We start from the raw sequence: 15,811 nt of genomic DNA, 5'->3' as shown, positions 1-15,811 counted from the left end.
ACCCTGGCGGGGCGTCAGCCCGACCCCTATTGTCGGTGGACATGACACGCCTTCGCCGCGCCGCCGGGCTGGCCGCCGCCCTCACCGGAACGCTCGCCGCCCTCCTCGCCCCGGCCGTCGCCCAGGCCGCCCCCGCCGCCGACCCCGCTGACTGCCTGCGCGCCACCGCCGAGCACCCCGACGCCGAACAGGCCCGCCTCCAGGACGCCCGCACGGCCGCGTTCACCGAGCGCTCCGGCCTGGACGGCCTGCCGCGCGCCTTCCCCGCCGCGCTCTGCTCCGCCCGCAGCGCCCGCCAGGCCGAACGGATCGTCACCGGCTGGGGCCGGGCGCTGTGGCAGGCCGGCGTGGACCGCGCCCAGGGCCGCCGCCCGTCCGGCGAGCTGCCCGCCCTCGACGACCGCCCGCTGTACTGGACCAGGCTCGCCATGACCGTCCAACTCGCCCGCTGGCAGCCCGCCTTCGCCGTCGACGGGGCCGCGCTGCGCAGCCGCTTCGAGGACGCCTCGCGCGGACTGGACGACGGCTTCGGCGACGGGTCGGGCGGCTCCCCCGACGTACGCCACGTCTTCATCAGCGGCTTCGACCCGTACGGCCTGGACACCGAGCCCCGCCGCGCCAACCCCGCCGGCGCGGCCGTCCTCCAGCTCCACGGCGGCCGCATCACCCTGGCCGACGGCAGCACCGCCGAGGTGCGGGCCGTCGTCCTGCCCGTGCGCTACGGCGACTTCGACCGCGGCATCGTGGAACGCGCGTACGGCAAGCACCTGGAGCCCGGGCCGCAGGCCGCCGACCTGATCACCAGCATCAGCCAGGGCTACCCCGGCGTCTTCACCCTCGAAGCCTGGGCCGGACGCGCCCGCAGCGCCGACCCCGCCACCGACAACCTGGCCGCCCGCTCCGGCGGCACCCGGACGCACCCGGTGGACGCCCCCGGGCTGGGCGAGGGGCCCGAGTTCATCCGCACCAGCCTGCCCACCGACGCCATGACGGCCGTCCAGCAGCCGTTCCCGGTGTACCTCAACACCGCCGTCACCGAGATCCCCGCGGGCGGCGAGTACCCCGTCGACCGGGAGGACGGCCCCACCGAGGGCTCGCGCGCCGTCAACGGCGGCGGGGGCGGCTACCTCTCCAACGAGGTCGCCTACCGCTCCAACCGGCTGCGCCTGGAACTCGCCCCCGACCTGCCCGGCGGGCACCTCCACACCCCTGTGCTCACGGGCCTGCCCACCGAACAGGACCGTCTGACCGCGCCCGAGTTCGAGCGCAACGAGGCGGCCATCGCGGCCGAGGTGCGGGCGATCCTCGGCAGCGCCCGCCTCTAAGGCGTCCGCGCGAAGCGGGTCCCGACCGCCCGGGCCCGGGACGCGGCGATCTCGGCGTACGCCGCGTCCCGGTCCGCCCAGTGGGAGCCCTCGACGGACTTGCCGCGCTCGAGGTCCTTGTACACCTGGAAGAAGTGGGTGATCTCCAGCAGGTCGAACTCCCGCACGTCCCCGATGCCCCGCAGGTCCCGGTAGCGCGGGTCGTGCGCGGGGACGCAGAGCACCTTCTGGTCGGGGCCGCGCTCGTCGCGCATCACCCACATGCCCACGGCCCGGCAGGTGCGCACGCACCCGGGGACGGCCGGGTCGCCGCCGAGCACCAGGGCGTCCAGCGGCTCGCCGTCCCCGCCGAGGGTGCCCTCGACGTAGCCGTAGTCGGTCGGATAGGCGGTGGCCGTGAACAGCGTGCGGTCCAGGCGGATGCGGCCCGCGGCGAAGTCCATCACGTACTTGTTGCGCGACCCCTGCGGGATCTCGATCATCACCTCGAACTCCACCGCGGCCTCCTCCGGCGTTCCCTGGGGAGATTCTCCGCCGCGCCGGGCCGCCCGGCACCCCTCCGCCGCCGTACGGCCGAGGGGCGGCAGGGGCGGCCCGGCGGCGGGCGGCCCGGGCAGCTCGGATCAGCGCACCACCGGCAGGTCCAGGGCGGACGGGCGCGCGCCGCCGTGCCCGATCAGGTAGCTCGCGTCGCCGTTCGGCGGGAGCAGCTCGAAGGAGTCGGGGTTGGCGGCGGCGACGGTGAGCCGGATCCGGTCGCCGGCCCGGAACAGCGCCGCGACGGGCAGCAGGTCCAGGGTGACGGACTCGGCGCGGCCCTGCGGGAAGGGCCGGGCGTCCCCCGCGTCGTAGGTGCGCGGGGTGCGCAGCCGCCGCCAGTCCGGGTTGCCGTCGGCCACGGCACGGTTATCCAGGGCGAGTTGACCCTCCGTCAGGTAGGTGACCTTCCCGTCGGGCGCGACGTGCTCCAGGTAGACGTGCAGGGCGCCGTGCGCCGAGCCGGCGAGGCCCGTCACGTCGAGGGTGACGCGGCCGTTGCCGGTGACCCGGGTGTCGGCGGCCAGCGGTGCGGTGGTGTAGCTGAGGAGCCTGGCGTCGACGGCGGCGCGGTCGGGGTAACGGACCGCCTGCCCCGAGAGGTTGGTGTTCCAGCGGTCGAGCTCCCCGGTGCCGGCGGTGCGGTCGAGCCGCAGCAGGTCGCCGCCCTGGTCTCCCGGGTGCCTCTGGCGGGTGAGGGCGCCGCCCTCGCCGAGGTAGAACCGCTGGGTGCCGGTGCCGGTCAGGGGCCAGCGCGAAGTGGACCGCCAGACGCCTTCGTTGAAGGTGTAGTAGTGCAACTTCCGCTGCCCGTGCGGCTGTCGGCCGTCGCGGACGTACCGGTCGAAGAACGCCTGGACCCGCTGGTCGAGTTCGGCGCGCTCCTGGTCGGTGAGGCGGCGCTCGGGCAGGAACGGGTCGGCGAGGTGGGAGGCGCCGTGGTTCCAGGGGCCGAGCCAGGCCTCCTGGGTGTTGTCGAGGCTCGTGAACTGGGAGAGCACACCGTTGGCGGTGCCCGCGTCCAGCCAGCCGGCGACGGTGAGCACGGGCACACCGCCCTCCTCGATCGCCTCGGTGCGCTCGCCGACGCTGCCGTCCGTCCAGTTCTTGGGCCCGTCCCGGTAGTCGCGGTACACGCCGGCGTGCGCCATCTCGACGAGGTTGGCGTTGCCGGCGTGCTCGGCGCGGGCGGCGGCGAGCAGGGCCGGGCCGTCCGGTCCGTCCACCGGGCGGGGTGAGGCTCCGGTGAGGCCGACCTGTGCGCACAGCGCCCGGGTCTCGTCGCTGGTCTCGCAGGTGGTGCCGGCGCGGGCGTCGAGGATGCTCAGCAGCAGGGCGTACGGCGCGATGCGGGGCTGGATCTCGATGCCGCCGGGGCGCACCAGGTCCTCGTACGGGTCGAAGTCGTAGGAGACCGGCGCGACGGCGGCGATGTGGTGGTTGCCGAGGGAGGCGGCGAGCACGGCGGTGTCGCCGCCGTAGGAGACGCCGGTGGTGCCGACCCGGCCGTTGGACCAGGGCTGGGCGGCGATCCAGTCGCCGAGCGGGCCGCTGTCCGCGGTGACCTGCTCGCCGAGTTCGGCGGTGAGGGTGCCGAAGGAGGCGCCGGTGCCGCGCAGGTCGGCGACGACGTAGGCGTAGCCGCGGGCGTTCCACGCCCCGGCGGGGCCGCTGCGGCCGCCGTCCGGGGTTGCGGGCGAGACGCGGGCGCGCCAGTAGCGCTGGGTGACCAGAACGGTGGGCAGCTGGGCGCCGGGGCGCGTGCCCTCGGGAAGGTAGACGTCGACGGCGAGGCGTACGCCGTCGGGCATGGCCACGTAGCGTGACTGGAACGGCGGTTCCGTGGGGCCGGACTGCGCGCCGGCGGGCGCGGCGGCGAGCCCGAGGACGGCGGTGGCGGCGAGCAGCGCGGCCAGCGGGCGGCGCAACGGCCGCCTCGGTGGCGACGGCTGCGACGGCTGCGACGGCTGCGACGGCTGCGACGGAGACTGAGATTTCATGCGACGACCCGGCCTCATCTCGTAACGTGCACGGAGTTTCGGGCTCGTCCCCCGCCGCCGAGGGGACCACGACCGCCGGGCCTCGTGCCAGGGCGCCTCGTGCCCTGGCACGAGGCGCCCCGAGTGAGCTACACCGCCGCCGCGCCGCCGAACTCGCGCACGGCGTCGTCGACGATGGCCTCCAGCCGGGCGTGGTGGGCGCCGCGCCAGTACGCCTGTCCGCACTCGACGCACTGGGCGAAGGCGTCGTACGAGCGCTCCGTCCCGTCGTGCAGCTGCTCGCGCACGGCGGTCTTGGTCGCCGGGCGCAGCGCGCCGTTGCAGGCGGTGCAGCGGCTCCAGGGCGCGAGCGGCGGCGCGAAGCGGGAGAGCACGTCGCGCAGCTGCTCGGCGGGGCGGTGACTGTAGACGTACGCGCCGGCCCACAGTTCGCGCCGGCGCAGCAGGCCCCGGTCGCGGGAGAGCATGACGCGCTGCTCGGCGGCGGAGCGGGCGGCGAGCGCGGCGTCGCCGATGTCGGGGTTCTCGTAGGCGGCGTCGATGCCGAGCAGCCGCATCCGGCGGGCGAGGGTGCCCAGGTGCACGTCGAGGAGGAAGCGCGGCGGGGCGTCCCCCGAAGGCAGGGGCCTGGCCACGGCCCGGACGGTGATCTCCTCGGCGTCGGCGGGGACGTGGGAGTCGGGCACCGGGCGCCCGTCCACCAGCAGCGCGCCGACCTCGGTGAGCGGAACGCCCAGCGACTCGACGACGTGGCCGAGGGTGGAGGCGCCGTCGGTGCGCAGCGCGGAGCGCCCTGCGCGCCGGGGGGCGGAGACGAAGAGGTGCAGCTCAGGGGCGAAGTCGAGCCAGATCTGGGGTCGGTCCACACCGCCAGCATGCCAGCGTCCGGCGGGCGGGGGCCACAGGTTTGCGGGCCGGGACGTCTCCAGTTTCACCTCGGGCGCCGTCCCAATGCGCAGGTCATCGCGCTGAGACACCGTCACGGCGGCGTGGGACGCGGATGGGACGCCGTCGGCGCCCCGCCTTCTGCGTACGTTGGTGATCCGTCCGTTCATCAGATCGAAGGAACACGTTCAGACATGGCCATCCGCAAGCGCATAGCCGCCCTCGCCGCCGCCTCCGTCCCCCTGCTCGGCCTCGTGGTGGCCACCCCGGCGCACGCCGACGGACAGAACGAGATCCGGTTCGCCGGCGGCTTCTGCCTGGACTCCCAGGGCGGGAACTGGACTCCCGGCAACCCCGTGCAGATCTGGGGCTGCAACAACACCTGGGCCCAGCAGTGGTCGATCGAGACGGTGGACGCCACCCACTTCCGCATCGTCTTCTCCCACGAGTCGCCCGACAAGCGGCCGCTGTGCGTGAACAACTGGGAGGGCGGCGACACCACGGGCAACCACCTCAAGCTCTACTACTGCGACTCGTCCAACCCCGGTGACGTGCTGTGGAACAAGACCTACTACGGCGGCAACATCCAGCTGCAGCCGAAGGTGGCGTCCACGAACTGTCTGAACGCCTGGGGCGGCCTGTTCCAGGGTGCCGAGGCGCGCCTGTTCCCCTGCGGCAACTACTCCAACGAGAACATCACGTCCGCCCCGTTCTAGCGGCCTGCGGCCGGTGCCCCTCGCCGGGGGGCGCCGGCCGCAGAGGCGCTACAGGGCGAGCAGGACGGCGAGGAGGCGGTCGACCTCCTCCGGGGTGTTGTAGACGTGCAGGCTCACCCGCACCGAGCTCTCGCTCTCTCCCGCCCGGCCCTGGCAGTGCCCGTCCGCCCGCACCATCAGCCCGTGGCTGGCGAGGACGAAGCCGAGGTCGTTGGAGCCGATCGCCCGGTGACGGAAGGTGACGATGCCCTCGCGCCGCTGCACCTCGGTGTCGCCCGCGAGGCTCTGCTGGCAGCCGAGGACCTCGTACGCCTGCGCCCCGCGCAGCCCCTCGGTGAGGCGGGCGGCGAGGGCGACGATCCAGCGGCGGATGCGGTCGGTGCCGGCGGCCTCCAGCCAGTCCAGGGCGGCCTCCAGGCTGGCGATCCCGCAGGTGTTGGGGGTGCCGGACCAGCCGCCGGGGCGGAACCCGGGGCCCCGGAGGTTGCGGGCCCAGACGGCGCCGGTGCCGGGCAGGGCCATCGCCTTGTGCCCGGAGAAGACCAGGAAGTCGACGTCGAGGGCGCCGACGTCCACGGGCAGGTGGCCGACGCTCTGCGCCGCGTCCAGGCAGATCGGCACCCGGGGGCCGACGGCGGCCCGGAGGCGGTGGACGTTCATGTCGCCGCCGTAGACGTGGTGCACGTGGGTGGCGGCGAGGAAGGCGGTGCGCTCGGTGACGAGCCCGGCCAGCGCGGCCGGGTCGTAGTCGTGCGAGGCTTCCTCGTAGGGCAGCTCACGCACCGTGACGCGCACGCCCCGCTCGGCGAGCAGGTCGCGGGCCTCCAGCCAGGGCAGGGCGTTGGCCTGGTGATCGGCGAAGGGGACGATGATCTCGTCCCCGTCGCGCAGGTGGCGGGGCAGCCAGTCCCGGGCGACCGTGCGCAGGCCCTCGGTGGCGCCGCTGGTGAAGTGGACGCCGGAGCGTTCCAGTGGCGCCGGGTCGCCGAGGAAGCGGGCGACGCGGGCCCGGGTGCGCTCGACGAGGGCGGTGGTGGCGTTGGCCCAGGTGTAGGTGCCGCGCCCGGCGTTGGCGTTGGCGGTGGTGAGGTAGTGCTGGACGGTGTCGAGCACGGCCTGCGGCTTCTGGGAGGTGGCCGCGCTGTCCAGGTACGCCAGGCCGGGGCTGCCGGTGACGATGGGGAACTGGGCGCGCAATTCCCGCTGCCAGTCGCCGAGTTCGTCCAGATCGCCGGTGGTGCCGGCCGGGGTACATCGTTCGTCGTGGGTGGTCATGGCCGCCTCCGTTCAGTCCCGGACCAGGGGGGCGCCGGCGTCGCGCCAGCCGATGACGCCGCCGGCGAGGCTGCGCACGTCCCGGTGTCCCATCCGGGTGAGCAGCGCCGCGTACCGGACGGACTTCTCGCCGACCGGGCAGGCCAGCAGCACGGGGCGGCTCGCGCCGAACGGCAGTCCACCGTGCAGGAGTTCGTCGAAGAGCTCGTCGACGATGTTGATCGATCCCTCGATGTGCAGGGCCGCGTACGCGAAGGGCCCGCGCAGGTCGACGACCAGCGGGCTCTCCTCGGCGATCCACCGGCGGGCGGCGTCCACGTCGAGGGAGCGGGCGGCCTCGACCTCCGAAGGGGCCAGCGTGGCGAGGGAGTTGGGCCGCGCGGGCCGGTTGAGCAGCTCGGGCCTGCGCTGGCGGACGTAGCTCAGGTAGCTCTCGGCCCGGTCGCAGACGATGAAGACGGCCGTCCTACGTTCTTCGCCCTGCTCGCCCTGCTCGCCCTCCGGGCCCGACTCCTCGTCCACCACCCGCAGATGGCGCAGCGCGCCGTGGAGGGCGCCGCCGCCGGTGGGGCCGGCCAGGATGCCGCAGCGGCGGATAAGGGTGAGCATGCCGTCGATGGCCTCGTCGGCGGTCACCGAGGCGATGGTGTCGTAGGTGGCGGGGTCGAACAGACCCACCTCGTGCACCTCGTCGATGGTGCGGATGCCGGGGATGAAGTCGGACTTGTGCGCGACCAGCCCGACCACCTCCACCTCGGGGTTGTGGGCGCGCAGGACGCTCGCCACGCCGGTGGACGATCCGGCGGTGCCGACGCAGGCGATGAAGTGGTCGGGCGCGCGGCCGCCGAGGTCGCGGAGGATCTCCGGGCCGGTGCCGGTGAGGTGCGCCTCCAGGTTGAGCGGGCTGTAGTACTGGTCGGTGTGCAGGTATCCGGAGTCCGCCTCGGAGAGCATCCGGTGGATGCGGGTGAGCGGGTCGTCGACGTCGGTCGGGTCCAGGCACTCGGTGCGGCCGGGCAGTTCCTCGATCTCGGCGCCGAGGAGCAGCAGCAGGTCCTTGACCTCGGGGACCTTCATCCGGTTGGTGACGCTCTTGAAGGGCAGTCCGTGCATGCCGGCGATCAGGGCGAGTGCCTTGGCGGTGTTGCCGCTGGACAGTTCGACGATCGTGTCGCCGCGTTCGACGGCGGCCGGGAGCGCGTCGCGGGTCATGGTCCAGGCGGCGCGGTCCTTGACGGAGCCGAAGGGGTTGAGCATCTCCAGCTTGGCGTACAGGTCGATGTGTCGAAGACCGGTCACCGCCGGGTCGATCCGGACCAGCGGGGTGTCGCCGATCGCGTCCGTGATGCTGTCGTACCTCATGCCTGTCTCTCCCCCTGTTCCTCGGCGGTGGCGATGGCTGTGGCGTTCCCGTCGGGCGCCGTCGCGTCGATGGGCCAGTACTGCTCGTCCAGGCGCCAGTGCCAGGCGCCGTCCTGCCGGTGGACGGCGACCTTGCGCGCGACGGGCTGCTGGAGGGCCCGGTCGGCGCTGAAGTCCATGAAGTAGCCGGCGGTGTTGGCGAAGGCCAGCAGGTCGCCGGGGGCCGGGAGGCGGGGCAGGAACACCTTGCGGCGGGTGATCAGGTCGGCCTCCAGGCAGAGGTTGCCGATCAGGTGGACCCCGTCCGGTGCGGCCGGCGCTTCCCGGGCCGAGGGCGGTCCGGGCCGGGGGACGAGGACCGGGTCCATCAGGACGCCGTGCTCCTCCAGGCTGACGTCCCGGGCGTTCATCTCCAGCCGCACCAGGGTGTCGCCGTCCGGGGTGCGGCGGACCTCCAGGACGCGGGCGAGCGCGGCCCCGCACTGGTCGACCAGCGCCCGGCCGGGTTCCACTGCCAGGTCGTACAGGTTCTCCAGCAGCAGGGTGGCCAGCGGCCGTCCGAGCGTGGGGGCCGGGTGGCGGAGCAGGGCGTCCAGGTACGCGGCGGCGGCGAGCGGGCGGTGCGCCGGATAGAGGCCGAGGGTGCCGCGCAGGGTGCCGGCCTCGTTGCGCAGCCCGTAGCCGTGGCCCTGCCAGGTGAGCGGGTCCCGGTGGCCGAGGACGGATTTGGTCAGTTCGGTGGTGTACCGCTGCCACTGGGCGCCGTCGGCGAGGTAGTCGACGCCGAACCCGCCGCCGATGTCGATCGTGCGCGGGTGGAAGCCCCGGCGGTGGCACTCGTTCATCGCCTGGATGCAGGCTTCGAGCGCCACGGCCTTCTCGTTCAGGTCGACGGTGTCCAGGTGGTAGGCCAGGCCCGTGAGTTCGACGGCGTCCCGGTGGCGTTCCAGCGCGTCGAGCAGGCCGTCGAGCGCGCCGACGTCCGTGCCGAAACGGCTCGGACGGCTGAGCACCGTGACGCCCTGCGCCCGGAACCCCGACAGCCGCGGCAGGACGCGCACCCGGGGCAAGGCGTTCTTGCGCACCAGGTCGGCCAGTTCGTCGAGTTCGGCCGTGGAGTCGAGGCTGACGGCGACGCCCGTACGGGCCGCGAGCCAGAGGAACGCGCGGTTCTTGGGGCCGGTGGCGATGACCCGCTCGGGCGTGATCCCGTCCCCGAGGACGTGCTGGAGTTCGGCCAGGGAGGCGACGTCCAGCCCGGCCTCGGTGGCGGCGAGGCGGCGCACGAGCGCGCGGGAGCGGTTCGCCTTGTGGGCGAAGTGGATGGGGCCGGCGAGGTGGTGCTCGCGGTAGACGGCGCGGAAGCGGGCGAGGTTGTCCGCGAGTTGTTCGGGCAGGAGCACGTTCAGGGGTGACCCGAGCGCGTCGACCAGCGGGTGCAGGAAGTCGCCCGCTTCCAGGAGGGTGCGGAGCCGGGGCTCCAGCCGTGGTTCGAGCCGCAGCGGTTCGGGATGGTGCGGCTCGGTGTGGGGCGGCTCGGGATGGTGCGGCTCGGAGTGGGGCGGCTCGGAGTGGGGCGGCTCAGGATGGAGCGGTGATGACCGCATCGCGAAAACAGCTCCCCGTCATCGGAAATCGGATGAAATCGGCATGGAGGAGGCACGGCAGCCACCGACAGGCTGCCCCTTGTCGGCCGTCGTCCCCGGCCGAGGGAAACGGTAACTGTTTTCAGTTTCACGCAACAGGACTTTCTGTCACGCCATCGCAAAGACTGTGCCAATGTGGAGAGTTGACGTCCAGTTAGGACTTTTTCAGCGCAGGGCCACCAGCACCGCACTGGTCCCGTACTGCCAGACCGGACCCGCCTGACGGAAGCCCGCCCGCAGCAGCAGGTCCGCGTGCCGGGCGGCCGAGAGACCGTTCCCGTCGCCCTCGCTCGGCGGCAGCTGCCGCGCCCGGGCCTCCAGCAGGTCCGCGAACTCGGGGATGCGGGCGGCGGCCGCCCACCACTGCGACCAGTCCTCGGCGGCGCCCCCACCCCGGCGCTGGCAGCGGCGCCGCTCGACGGCGAGGGCGAGCTCGGCGAGCGAGGGCTCCTCGGGGACCAGATGGTCGGCGTTGACCAGGACGGCACCGGGGCTCATCACGCCCGCGAGGTCGCGGTAGATGCCGAGGAGCGTCTCCGGCGGCGGGTAGTGCAGCGCGGTCGAGGACACCACGGCGTCCAGCGGACGATCGAGCCCGAGCGCGTCGACCCACCCCGGGCGGCCGATCAGCGTCTCGACCCAGCGGGCGATCTGGGGCCGCCGCGCCCGCCCGAGGGAGAGCAGCAATGGGTCGATGTCGACGGCGAGCACCTCGGCGTGCGGCAGCCGCGCCGCCACCCGCGCGGACAGCGAACCGGGCCCGCTGCCGAGATCCGCCACGAGCGGGCGCTCGCGGTGCCCGGCGATCTGCTCGACCACGTCGGCGACCACGGTGAACCGCTCCTCGCGCTCCACCGCATACCGCTCCTGCTGGCGTTCCCAGCGCTCGATCCAGGTCTCGGCCAGGGCCGCATCGACCGGCATGTCCACTCCCGCCGTGTTCGCGCGCATTCTCGAGAGCTCCGCTCGCCGCCAGTGTTTGTCATGCCCACCCCAGCAGGCAATGGGGCCGCGGAGTGAGAGCCATCACTGCGAAACGATATCCGTTTTCATTTATGGATGCACGGCGGGCGCGGCGGGCGGCGGCTCGTCAGGTCGGGGCCGGGCGGGAACTACGCCAGTAGTGGCACTACTGCAGTAGTGCCACTACTGGCGTAGTGCGGCGCCGCCGGGGGCTACCGGCGGTCGGTCAGGCCACGAACCAGCGGGCGAGCGCCGAACGCAGCGCGTCCAGTTCGGCGGGCGCCGGGCGGGGCGAGCCGCAGGCCCAGGCGACGTAGCCGTCCGGGCGTATCAGCAGACCAGTGAGGCCGATAAGACCGGTAGCGCCGGGCGCGCCCTCCAGGCCCAGGCCCGGATCCGGTTCCGGTTCCGGCTTTGCGAGAACGAGGTCGACCGCCTCCTGGCCCTCCGTCAGCACCGAGGCCGGCGACCGGTCCTCGGTGAGGTCGATCAGCAGCGGCCGGGCGCCGCGGGCGAGCTCGGCGAGCCGGACCCGGCCCGTCGGGGTGCTCAGCTCCAGCTCCGGCGCGAAGCGGCCGACGGCGGGGTGGGGGTCGGCGAGACCCATCTCGTAGCGCACGTCGGTGCCGGCGGTGAGGTCGGCGAGGTGCTGGACGACCTCCTTGTGGGTGAGCAGTTCGGCGAAGAGCTCGCGCAGGGCGGTGGTTTCGCTGCCCGGCGCGGTGAGGGCGGACTGCGCCTCGGCGTTCAGCACCATGCGGCGGGCGGCCTGCCGGCGCTCGGCGTCGTAGGTGTCGAGCAGGCCGGGCGGGGCGGTGTCGCGCAGGGCGGCGGCGAGCTTCCAGCCGAGGTTGGCGGCGTCCTGGAGGCCGAGGTTGAGCCCGGGCCCGCCGCCGGAGGTGTAGACGTGGGCGGCGTCGCCGATCAGGAAGAGCCGGCCCTCACGGAACCGGTCGGCCACGCGGGTGTTGCCGCCGTCGACCCGCCGCAGCACGTGCGGGCCCTCCCCCTGCGGCGGGCCGAGCGGCAGGTCGACGCCGAGCACCCGGCGGATGCTCTCCTCCATCTCGGTGAGGGTCATCGGCTCGTCCGTGGCGGGCTGGTCCCACTCGGTGGTGCTGACCAGCGGCGGCCGGCCGGGGAAGGGCGCGTAGGAGAAGCCGCCCCCGTCGGTGCGGTGGGGCAGGAACGGCAGCACGGGCCCGTGGCCGGGGACGGTCAGGGCGCCGCTCGCGGGGTCGACCCAGTCGGCGGGCACGGTGGCGTGGGCGGTGCGGTTGGTGCGCCGGTCGTAGCTGACGCCGGGGAACCCGATGCCGCCGCGCTTGCGGATCACGCTGCGCGCGCCGTCCGCGCCGACCACGTAGCGGGCGCGCAGCCGCCGCCCGCCCTCGGGGCCGGTGACGTCGAGGGTGACGGCCTCCCCGTCCTGGGCGAGGTCGTCGACCCGGTACCCGCGCCGCAGGTCGACGCCGAGGGCGAGGGCCCGTTCCTCCAGGAGCTGGACGATGCGGTGCTGCGGGGCCGCCAGGCCGTACACCGGACTGGCGTCCAGCAGGCCGAGGTCGAGGCCCATCGCGGCGAACATGAAGTAGGCGGAGTTCGGCTGCGGGGGCTCCGCGCTGCCGCTGAGCGGCTCGTACAGGCCCCGGTGGTCGGCCAGGCGCACGACCTGGCCGAGGAGGCCGTTGGCCTTGGGTTCGGTGGAGGGCTGCGGCAGCTGCTCCAGCACGACGGGGCGGATGCCCGCCAGGCTCAGTTCGCAGGCCAGCATCAGCCCGTTCGGGCCGCCGCCCACGATGATCACGTCTAAGGTCATGGTCATGCCAGATCTCCTCTGATGCGGATGCCACGTCGGTGGCATCGGAAACGCTGAAACGAGCGGGACGTCGCGCTTGCGGCGGTACGGAACCCGCGGCGGCAGGGAGCTCTCGGCGTTACGGAACTCTCGGCACTGCGGAACTCTCAGCGCTACGGGACTCTCGGCGCTACGGAACGGGCAGCCCCGCCGCGAGCTGCTCGAACACCTCGGCCAGGGCTGCACCCAGCGGTACGGACGCCTCCGCGCGCAGGCTGCGCTCGACCGCGACCCCGCTGCCCGCCGCGACCACGGCCGCCACCAGGTGCGGGTAGACGTCGTGCTCGAGGTCCGTCCCGGTGCGCAGCGCGACGGCCCTGGCCAGCTCCTGCTGGGCGGCGGCGTTGGCCTTGACGATCTCCCCGGCCAGCGCGGGCTCGGCCAGCATCAGCCGCACCCCCTCGCGCCAGCGCTCGTTCTGCGGCGCGGAGTCGTCCTGCGGCGCGAACCGCCCGAGCACGGCGTGGAGCAGCGAGTCCCACAGCGGCTCACCGGCCGGGCGTTCCAGCAGGTCGTCGGCCACCTGGTGCATCCGCTCCAGGTGGCTGGCGGCGATCGCCTCGGCCTTGCCGGCGAAGTAGTTGCGGAAGGTGCGGACCGAGACGTCCGCCTCGGCGGCGATCTGGTCGACCGTCACGGCGTCCCAGCCGTGCAGGACGCAGAGTTTGATGGCCGCCCGGCTCAGTGCCACCCGGGTCTCGCGCTTCTTGCGCTCGCGGAGCCCCGGCTGCCCGGGTTGTCCGGGCTGCCCTGCGGTCTTCTCTGCTGGTGCCATGCGAACAGCGTAGGACGAAACTTGCCGCCACGGCAATGTTTCCGTGGCGGCAAGTTTTTTGGGATGGTCGGGCGGCCGTCTCAGCCGATGCCGAAGAGCGCCTCGCAGCCCGCGAACCCGCTCACCCCCACCGGCGGGCGCTCCCGCCCGTACCAGTCCTCGCGGGAGAGGCGGAAGCGCTGCGACTCGACGACCTCGCCGTGCAGGACGTCCCGCGTGATGCCGTCCGGGCGGTAGCCGAGCTTGCGCGACACGGTCAGCGCGGCGTGATTGTCGGCGAAGGAATCCGAGGTCGCCGAGACCGCCCCCAGCTCCGCGAAGGCGAGGTGCAGCACGGCCAGGCGCATCTCCGTGCCGAGCCCGCGCCCGTGGTGCTCCAGCCCCAGCCACGAGCCCGAGACGATCTCGCGGCGGACACCGAAGTCCACGGCCCGCAGGTCCTGCATGCCGACCGGGCGCCCCTCGTGGAAGGCGACCAGGTCCAGCGTCCACTCCTGGGGAGTCCACCGGCCCAGACTTCTCCAGTGGGCCTGCACCACGTGCCGGGCGCGCTCGGCCGGCGGCCGGTCCGTCCAGGACGACAGGAAGGGGCGCTCGCCCGGGCCGTGGACGCCGCGCGCGGCGACGTCGGCGATCTCCGCCAGCTCCTCCTCGGTGGGGAGCCGCAGCTCCAGACGGTCCGTCCTGACGCTGAGGCCCCTGATCGGCCAGTGGTTGATGAGCACCCGCGCCAGTGTGCCGGGGCCGTATCCGTCGCGCACACCCTTTTCCGATCCCCCGTCAGCGGATGTCGTGGTCGGGGTGGTCCCGGTCGTAGGCGTGCCGGGCCTCGGCGATGACGCCGCGGTGGGCGAGCGACCAGTCGGCGAGGGCCTTCACCAGGTGTGTCAGGCCCGCGCCGGTCTCCGTCAGCCGGTAGTCGACCTGGGCCGGGACGGTCGCGTACACGGTGCGCAGCACCAGGCCGTCGCGCTCCAGCCGGCGGACGGTGAGGGTGAGCATCCGCTGGGAGATCCCCTCGACGGCGCGCTGCAGCTCGCGGAACCGCCGTGGCCCACCGGCGAGTTCGACGATGACGAGCACCGACCACTTGTCGCCGATGCGGTCCAGGACGTCACGGATGCCGCAGTCGGGGTGCTCCTCGCGGCCGCAGGGGTCGAGGGCGGCGGGGGTGGTTACCCCGGTGTGCGTGGGTGACATCGAACTGCCTCCTTGTGGCCGGCGGGCGGGCGGTCGAGGATCGAGCGTAGTTACCGAAGAGAACCACGATGGAAGGCTCCCACGCACATGATCCTGGTGACAGGCGCCCACGGAAACCTCGGCTCGGCCGCCCTCGCGGCACTACGGGCCGCCGGCGCCACCGCGACGGGCGGCAGCCGCACCCCCGGCGAGGGGATGCGGCACCTCGACTTCGACCACCCCGCGACCCTCGACCTCACCGGGGTGTCGACCCTGCTGCTGGTCTCCGCTGGCTACGCCGAGGACGACGTGGTCCTCGCCCGGCACGCGGCCGTCCTGGACGCCGCCGTACGCGACGGCGTCGGCCACGTCGTCTACACCAGCCTCACCACGGCCGGCGACCACCTCGGCTTCGCCCTGGCCCACCGCGCCACCGAACACCTCGTCCGAACGAGCGGCCTGCCGTGGACGATCCTGCGCAACGGCCTCTACGCCGAACTCTTCGGCTCCCTGCTGACCTGGACGGACCGCGGCCTGGAATCCCCGTTCGCCGACGGCGCCCTGGCCGCCGTCGCCCGCCAGGACCTCGCCGAAGCCGCGGCCACCGTCGCCGCCACCCCGACCCCCCACACCGGCCGCACCTACGACCTGGTCGGCGCCCCCATCACCGCCCCCCAGGTGGCCACCCACCTCGGCGCGCCCCACCACACCATCCCCCTCGGCGAATTCCGCCGCCGCCTCCTCACCCAGTCCCCCGCCCTCCTCCCCTTCCAGCCCCCCATGGCCGCCTCCATCGCCACCGCCATCCGCCACCACTTCCTCGCCACCCCCTCCCCCGACCTGACCACCCTCCTCCCCCACCCGCCCCGCAACCCCCTCCCCCTGGCGGCCGCAGCCGTCTCCCGCCCGTCCTAGACCCCCGTTGCACAGGAAGTCGGGCGGGCCGACTTCCTGTGCAACGAGCAACAGCAGCCCGGGACCGCACCCAGATCGGGCAGACCCCCGCCTGCCGTAGAACCCCGCCGGCCCCTACCACCGGATCCGCCCACCACCCCCAAGCACCCGAACCCCACCCCAACCAAGGCAACAGCTCCACCACACAGACCAACCCCAACCCCCACCCGAAGCCACCTCCCACACCACCAGACCCCCCAGGGCCCCACCCCCCAAGCACCCGAACCCCACCCCGGCCAAGGCAACAGCTCCACCACACAGACCAACCCCAACCCCAACCCGAAGCCACCTCCCACCCCAGCCCAGGACCCGCCAACACCCCGCACCACCAGACCC

Annotated in this window: 14 protein-coding genes; 3 read left to right on the top strand and 11 right to left on the bottom strand. The window is 73.7% G+C overall.

What is annotated here, in order from left to right; all coding sequences use genetic code 11:
* Window positions 1-41: 41 nt before the first annotated feature.
* Window positions 42-1,325 carry a pyroglutamyl peptidase gene (locus ACIBCA_RS26915; RefSeq protein WP_396285577.1) on the top strand — a complete coding sequence of 428 codons (1,284 nt, stop codon included), beginning with the start codon at window positions 42-44 and terminating at the stop codon, window positions 1,323-1,325.
* On the opposite strand, the gene ACIBCA_RS26910 is transcribed toward ACIBCA_RS26915, so the two are convergent.
* The 3 genes from ACIBCA_RS26910 to ACIBCA_RS26900 form a co-directional block, all read right to left on the bottom strand.
* Window positions 1,322-1,822, bottom strand: a complete 501-nt coding sequence (locus ACIBCA_RS26910; protein ID WP_396285576.1) for an inorganic diphosphatase — start codon at window positions 1,820-1,822, stop codon at window positions 1,322-1,324. The two genes, ACIBCA_RS26915 and ACIBCA_RS26910, sit on opposite strands and share 4 nt — an antisense overlap.
* Window positions 1,823-1,948: 126 nt before the next feature.
* Window positions 1,949-3,790: a CocE/NonD family hydrolase gene (locus tag ACIBCA_RS26905; RefSeq protein WP_396285575.1), complete on the bottom strand. Its 1,842-nt coding sequence runs from the start codon at window positions 3,788-3,790 to the stop codon at window positions 1,949-1,951.
* Between the two features lie 200 nt (window positions 3,791-3,990).
* The gene (locus ACIBCA_RS26900) at window positions 3,991-4,728 is read right to left on the bottom strand and encodes a Mut7-C RNAse domain-containing protein (protein ID WP_396285574.1); all 738 of its coding nucleotides are present in this window, start codon (window positions 4,726-4,728) and stop codon (window positions 3,991-3,993) included.
* A gap of 213 nt (window positions 4,729-4,941) precedes the next feature.
* On the opposite strand from ACIBCA_RS26900, the gene ACIBCA_RS26895 reads away from it, so the two are divergent.
* A complete protein-coding gene (locus tag ACIBCA_RS26895) occupies window positions 4,942-5,463 on the top strand; it encodes an RICIN domain-containing protein (RefSeq protein WP_396285573.1) in 522 nt (173 codons plus the stop codon).
* Window positions 5,464-5,511: 48 nt separating this feature from the next.
* On the opposite strand, the gene ACIBCA_RS26890 is transcribed toward ACIBCA_RS26895, so the two are convergent.
* From ACIBCA_RS26890 to ACIBCA_RS26855, 8 genes are all read right to left on the bottom strand, one after another.
* Window positions 5,512-6,738 (bottom strand): aminotransferase class V-fold PLP-dependent enzyme, encoded by a 1,227-nt coding sequence (locus tag ACIBCA_RS26890; protein ID WP_396285572.1) that lies wholly within the window; start codon window positions 6,736-6,738, stop codon window positions 5,512-5,514.
* Between the two features lie 12 nt (window positions 6,739-6,750).
* Window positions 6,751-8,100 (bottom strand): pyridoxal-phosphate dependent enzyme, encoded by a 1,350-nt coding sequence (locus ACIBCA_RS26885; RefSeq protein WP_396285571.1) that lies wholly within the window; start codon window positions 8,098-8,100, stop codon window positions 6,751-6,753.
* Window positions 8,097-9,707, bottom strand: a complete 1,611-nt coding sequence (locus ACIBCA_RS26880) for a Y4yA family PLP-dependent enzyme (protein ID WP_396285570.1) — start codon at window positions 9,705-9,707, stop codon at window positions 8,097-8,099. The genes ACIBCA_RS26885 and ACIBCA_RS26880 overlap by 4 nt, the downstream gene beginning before the upstream one ends.
* A 204-nt stretch (window positions 9,708-9,911) precedes the next feature.
* Window positions 9,912-10,670: a class I SAM-dependent methyltransferase gene (locus ACIBCA_RS26875; RefSeq protein ID WP_396285569.1), complete on the bottom strand. Its 759-nt coding sequence runs from the start codon at window positions 10,668-10,670 to the stop codon at window positions 9,912-9,914.
* A gap of 265 nt (window positions 10,671-10,935) precedes the next feature.
* Window positions 10,936-12,534, bottom strand: a complete 1,599-nt coding sequence (locus tag ACIBCA_RS26870) for an FAD-dependent monooxygenase (protein ID WP_396285568.1) — start codon at window positions 12,532-12,534, stop codon at window positions 10,936-10,938.
* A gap of 163 nt (window positions 12,535-12,697) precedes the next feature.
* On the bottom strand, window positions 12,698-13,342 hold the full coding sequence (locus ACIBCA_RS26865) for a TetR family transcriptional regulator (protein WP_396285567.1): 645 nt from the start codon (window positions 13,340-13,342) through the stop codon (window positions 12,698-12,700).
* Between the two features lie 80 nt (window positions 13,343-13,422).
* Window positions 13,423-14,103, bottom strand: coding sequence for a GNAT family N-acetyltransferase (locus ACIBCA_RS26860; protein WP_396285566.1), 681 nt, complete (start codon window positions 14,101-14,103; stop codon window positions 13,423-13,425).
* A 19-nt stretch (window positions 14,104-14,122) separates the two neighbouring features.
* A complete protein-coding gene (locus ACIBCA_RS26855; RefSeq protein WP_396285565.1) occupies window positions 14,123-14,542 on the bottom strand; it encodes a winged helix-turn-helix transcriptional regulator in 420 nt (139 codons plus the stop codon).
* An 87-nt stretch (window positions 14,543-14,629) separates the two neighbouring features.
* Between ACIBCA_RS26855 and ACIBCA_RS26850 the strand changes: the two genes are divergently transcribed.
* On the top strand, window positions 14,630-15,436 hold the full coding sequence (locus tag ACIBCA_RS26850) for an NmrA family NAD(P)-binding protein (protein WP_396285564.1): 807 nt from the start codon (window positions 14,630-14,632) through the stop codon (window positions 15,434-15,436).
* Window positions 15,437-15,811: the final 375 nt, after the last annotated feature.

This window comes from Kitasatospora sp. NPDC051170, from assembly GCF_044455705.1.
GTDB lineage: Bacteria > Actinomycetota > Actinomycetes > Streptomycetales > Streptomycetaceae > Kitasatospora.
The sequence above is the reverse complement of the archived record's forward strand: the minus strand, read 5'-3'. Positions and strand labels throughout refer to the sequence as shown.

Coding starts and splice junctions, on each gene's coding strand:
- ACIBCA_RS26915 (WP_396285577.1), top strand. CDS start 42: ATGACACGCCTTCGCCGCGCCGCCGGGCTGGCCGCCGCCCTCACCGGA.
- ACIBCA_RS26895 (WP_396285573.1), top strand. CDS start 4,942: ATGGCCATCCGCAAGCGCATAGCCGCCCTCGCCGCCGCCTCCGTCCCC.
- ACIBCA_RS26890 (WP_396285572.1), bottom strand. CDS start 6,738: ATGACCACCCACGACGAACGATGTACCCCGGCCGGCACCACCGGCGAT.
- ACIBCA_RS26885 (WP_396285571.1), bottom strand. CDS start 8,100: ATGAGGTACGACAGCATCACGGACGCGATCGGCGACACCCCGCTGGTC.
- ACIBCA_RS26880 (WP_396285570.1), bottom strand. CDS start 9,707: ATGCGGTCATCACCGCTCCATCCTGAGCCGCCCCACTCCGAGCCGCCC.
- ACIBCA_RS26875 (WP_396285569.1), bottom strand. CDS start 10,670: ATGCCGGTCGATGCGGCCCTGGCCGAGACCTGGATCGAGCGCTGGGAA.
- ACIBCA_RS26870 (WP_396285568.1), bottom strand. CDS start 12,534: ATGACCATGACCTTAGACGTGATCATCGTGGGCGGCGGCCCGAACGGG.
- ACIBCA_RS26865 (WP_396285567.1), bottom strand. CDS start 13,342: ATGGCACCAGCAGAGAAGACCGCAGGGCAGCCCGGACAACCCGGGCAG.
- ACIBCA_RS26855 (WP_396285565.1), bottom strand. CDS start 14,542: ATGTCACCCACGCACACCGGGGTAACCACCCCCGCCGCCCTCGACCCC.
- ACIBCA_RS26850 (WP_396285564.1), top strand. CDS start 14,630: ATGATCCTGGTGACAGGCGCCCACGGAAACCTCGGCTCGGCCGCCCTC.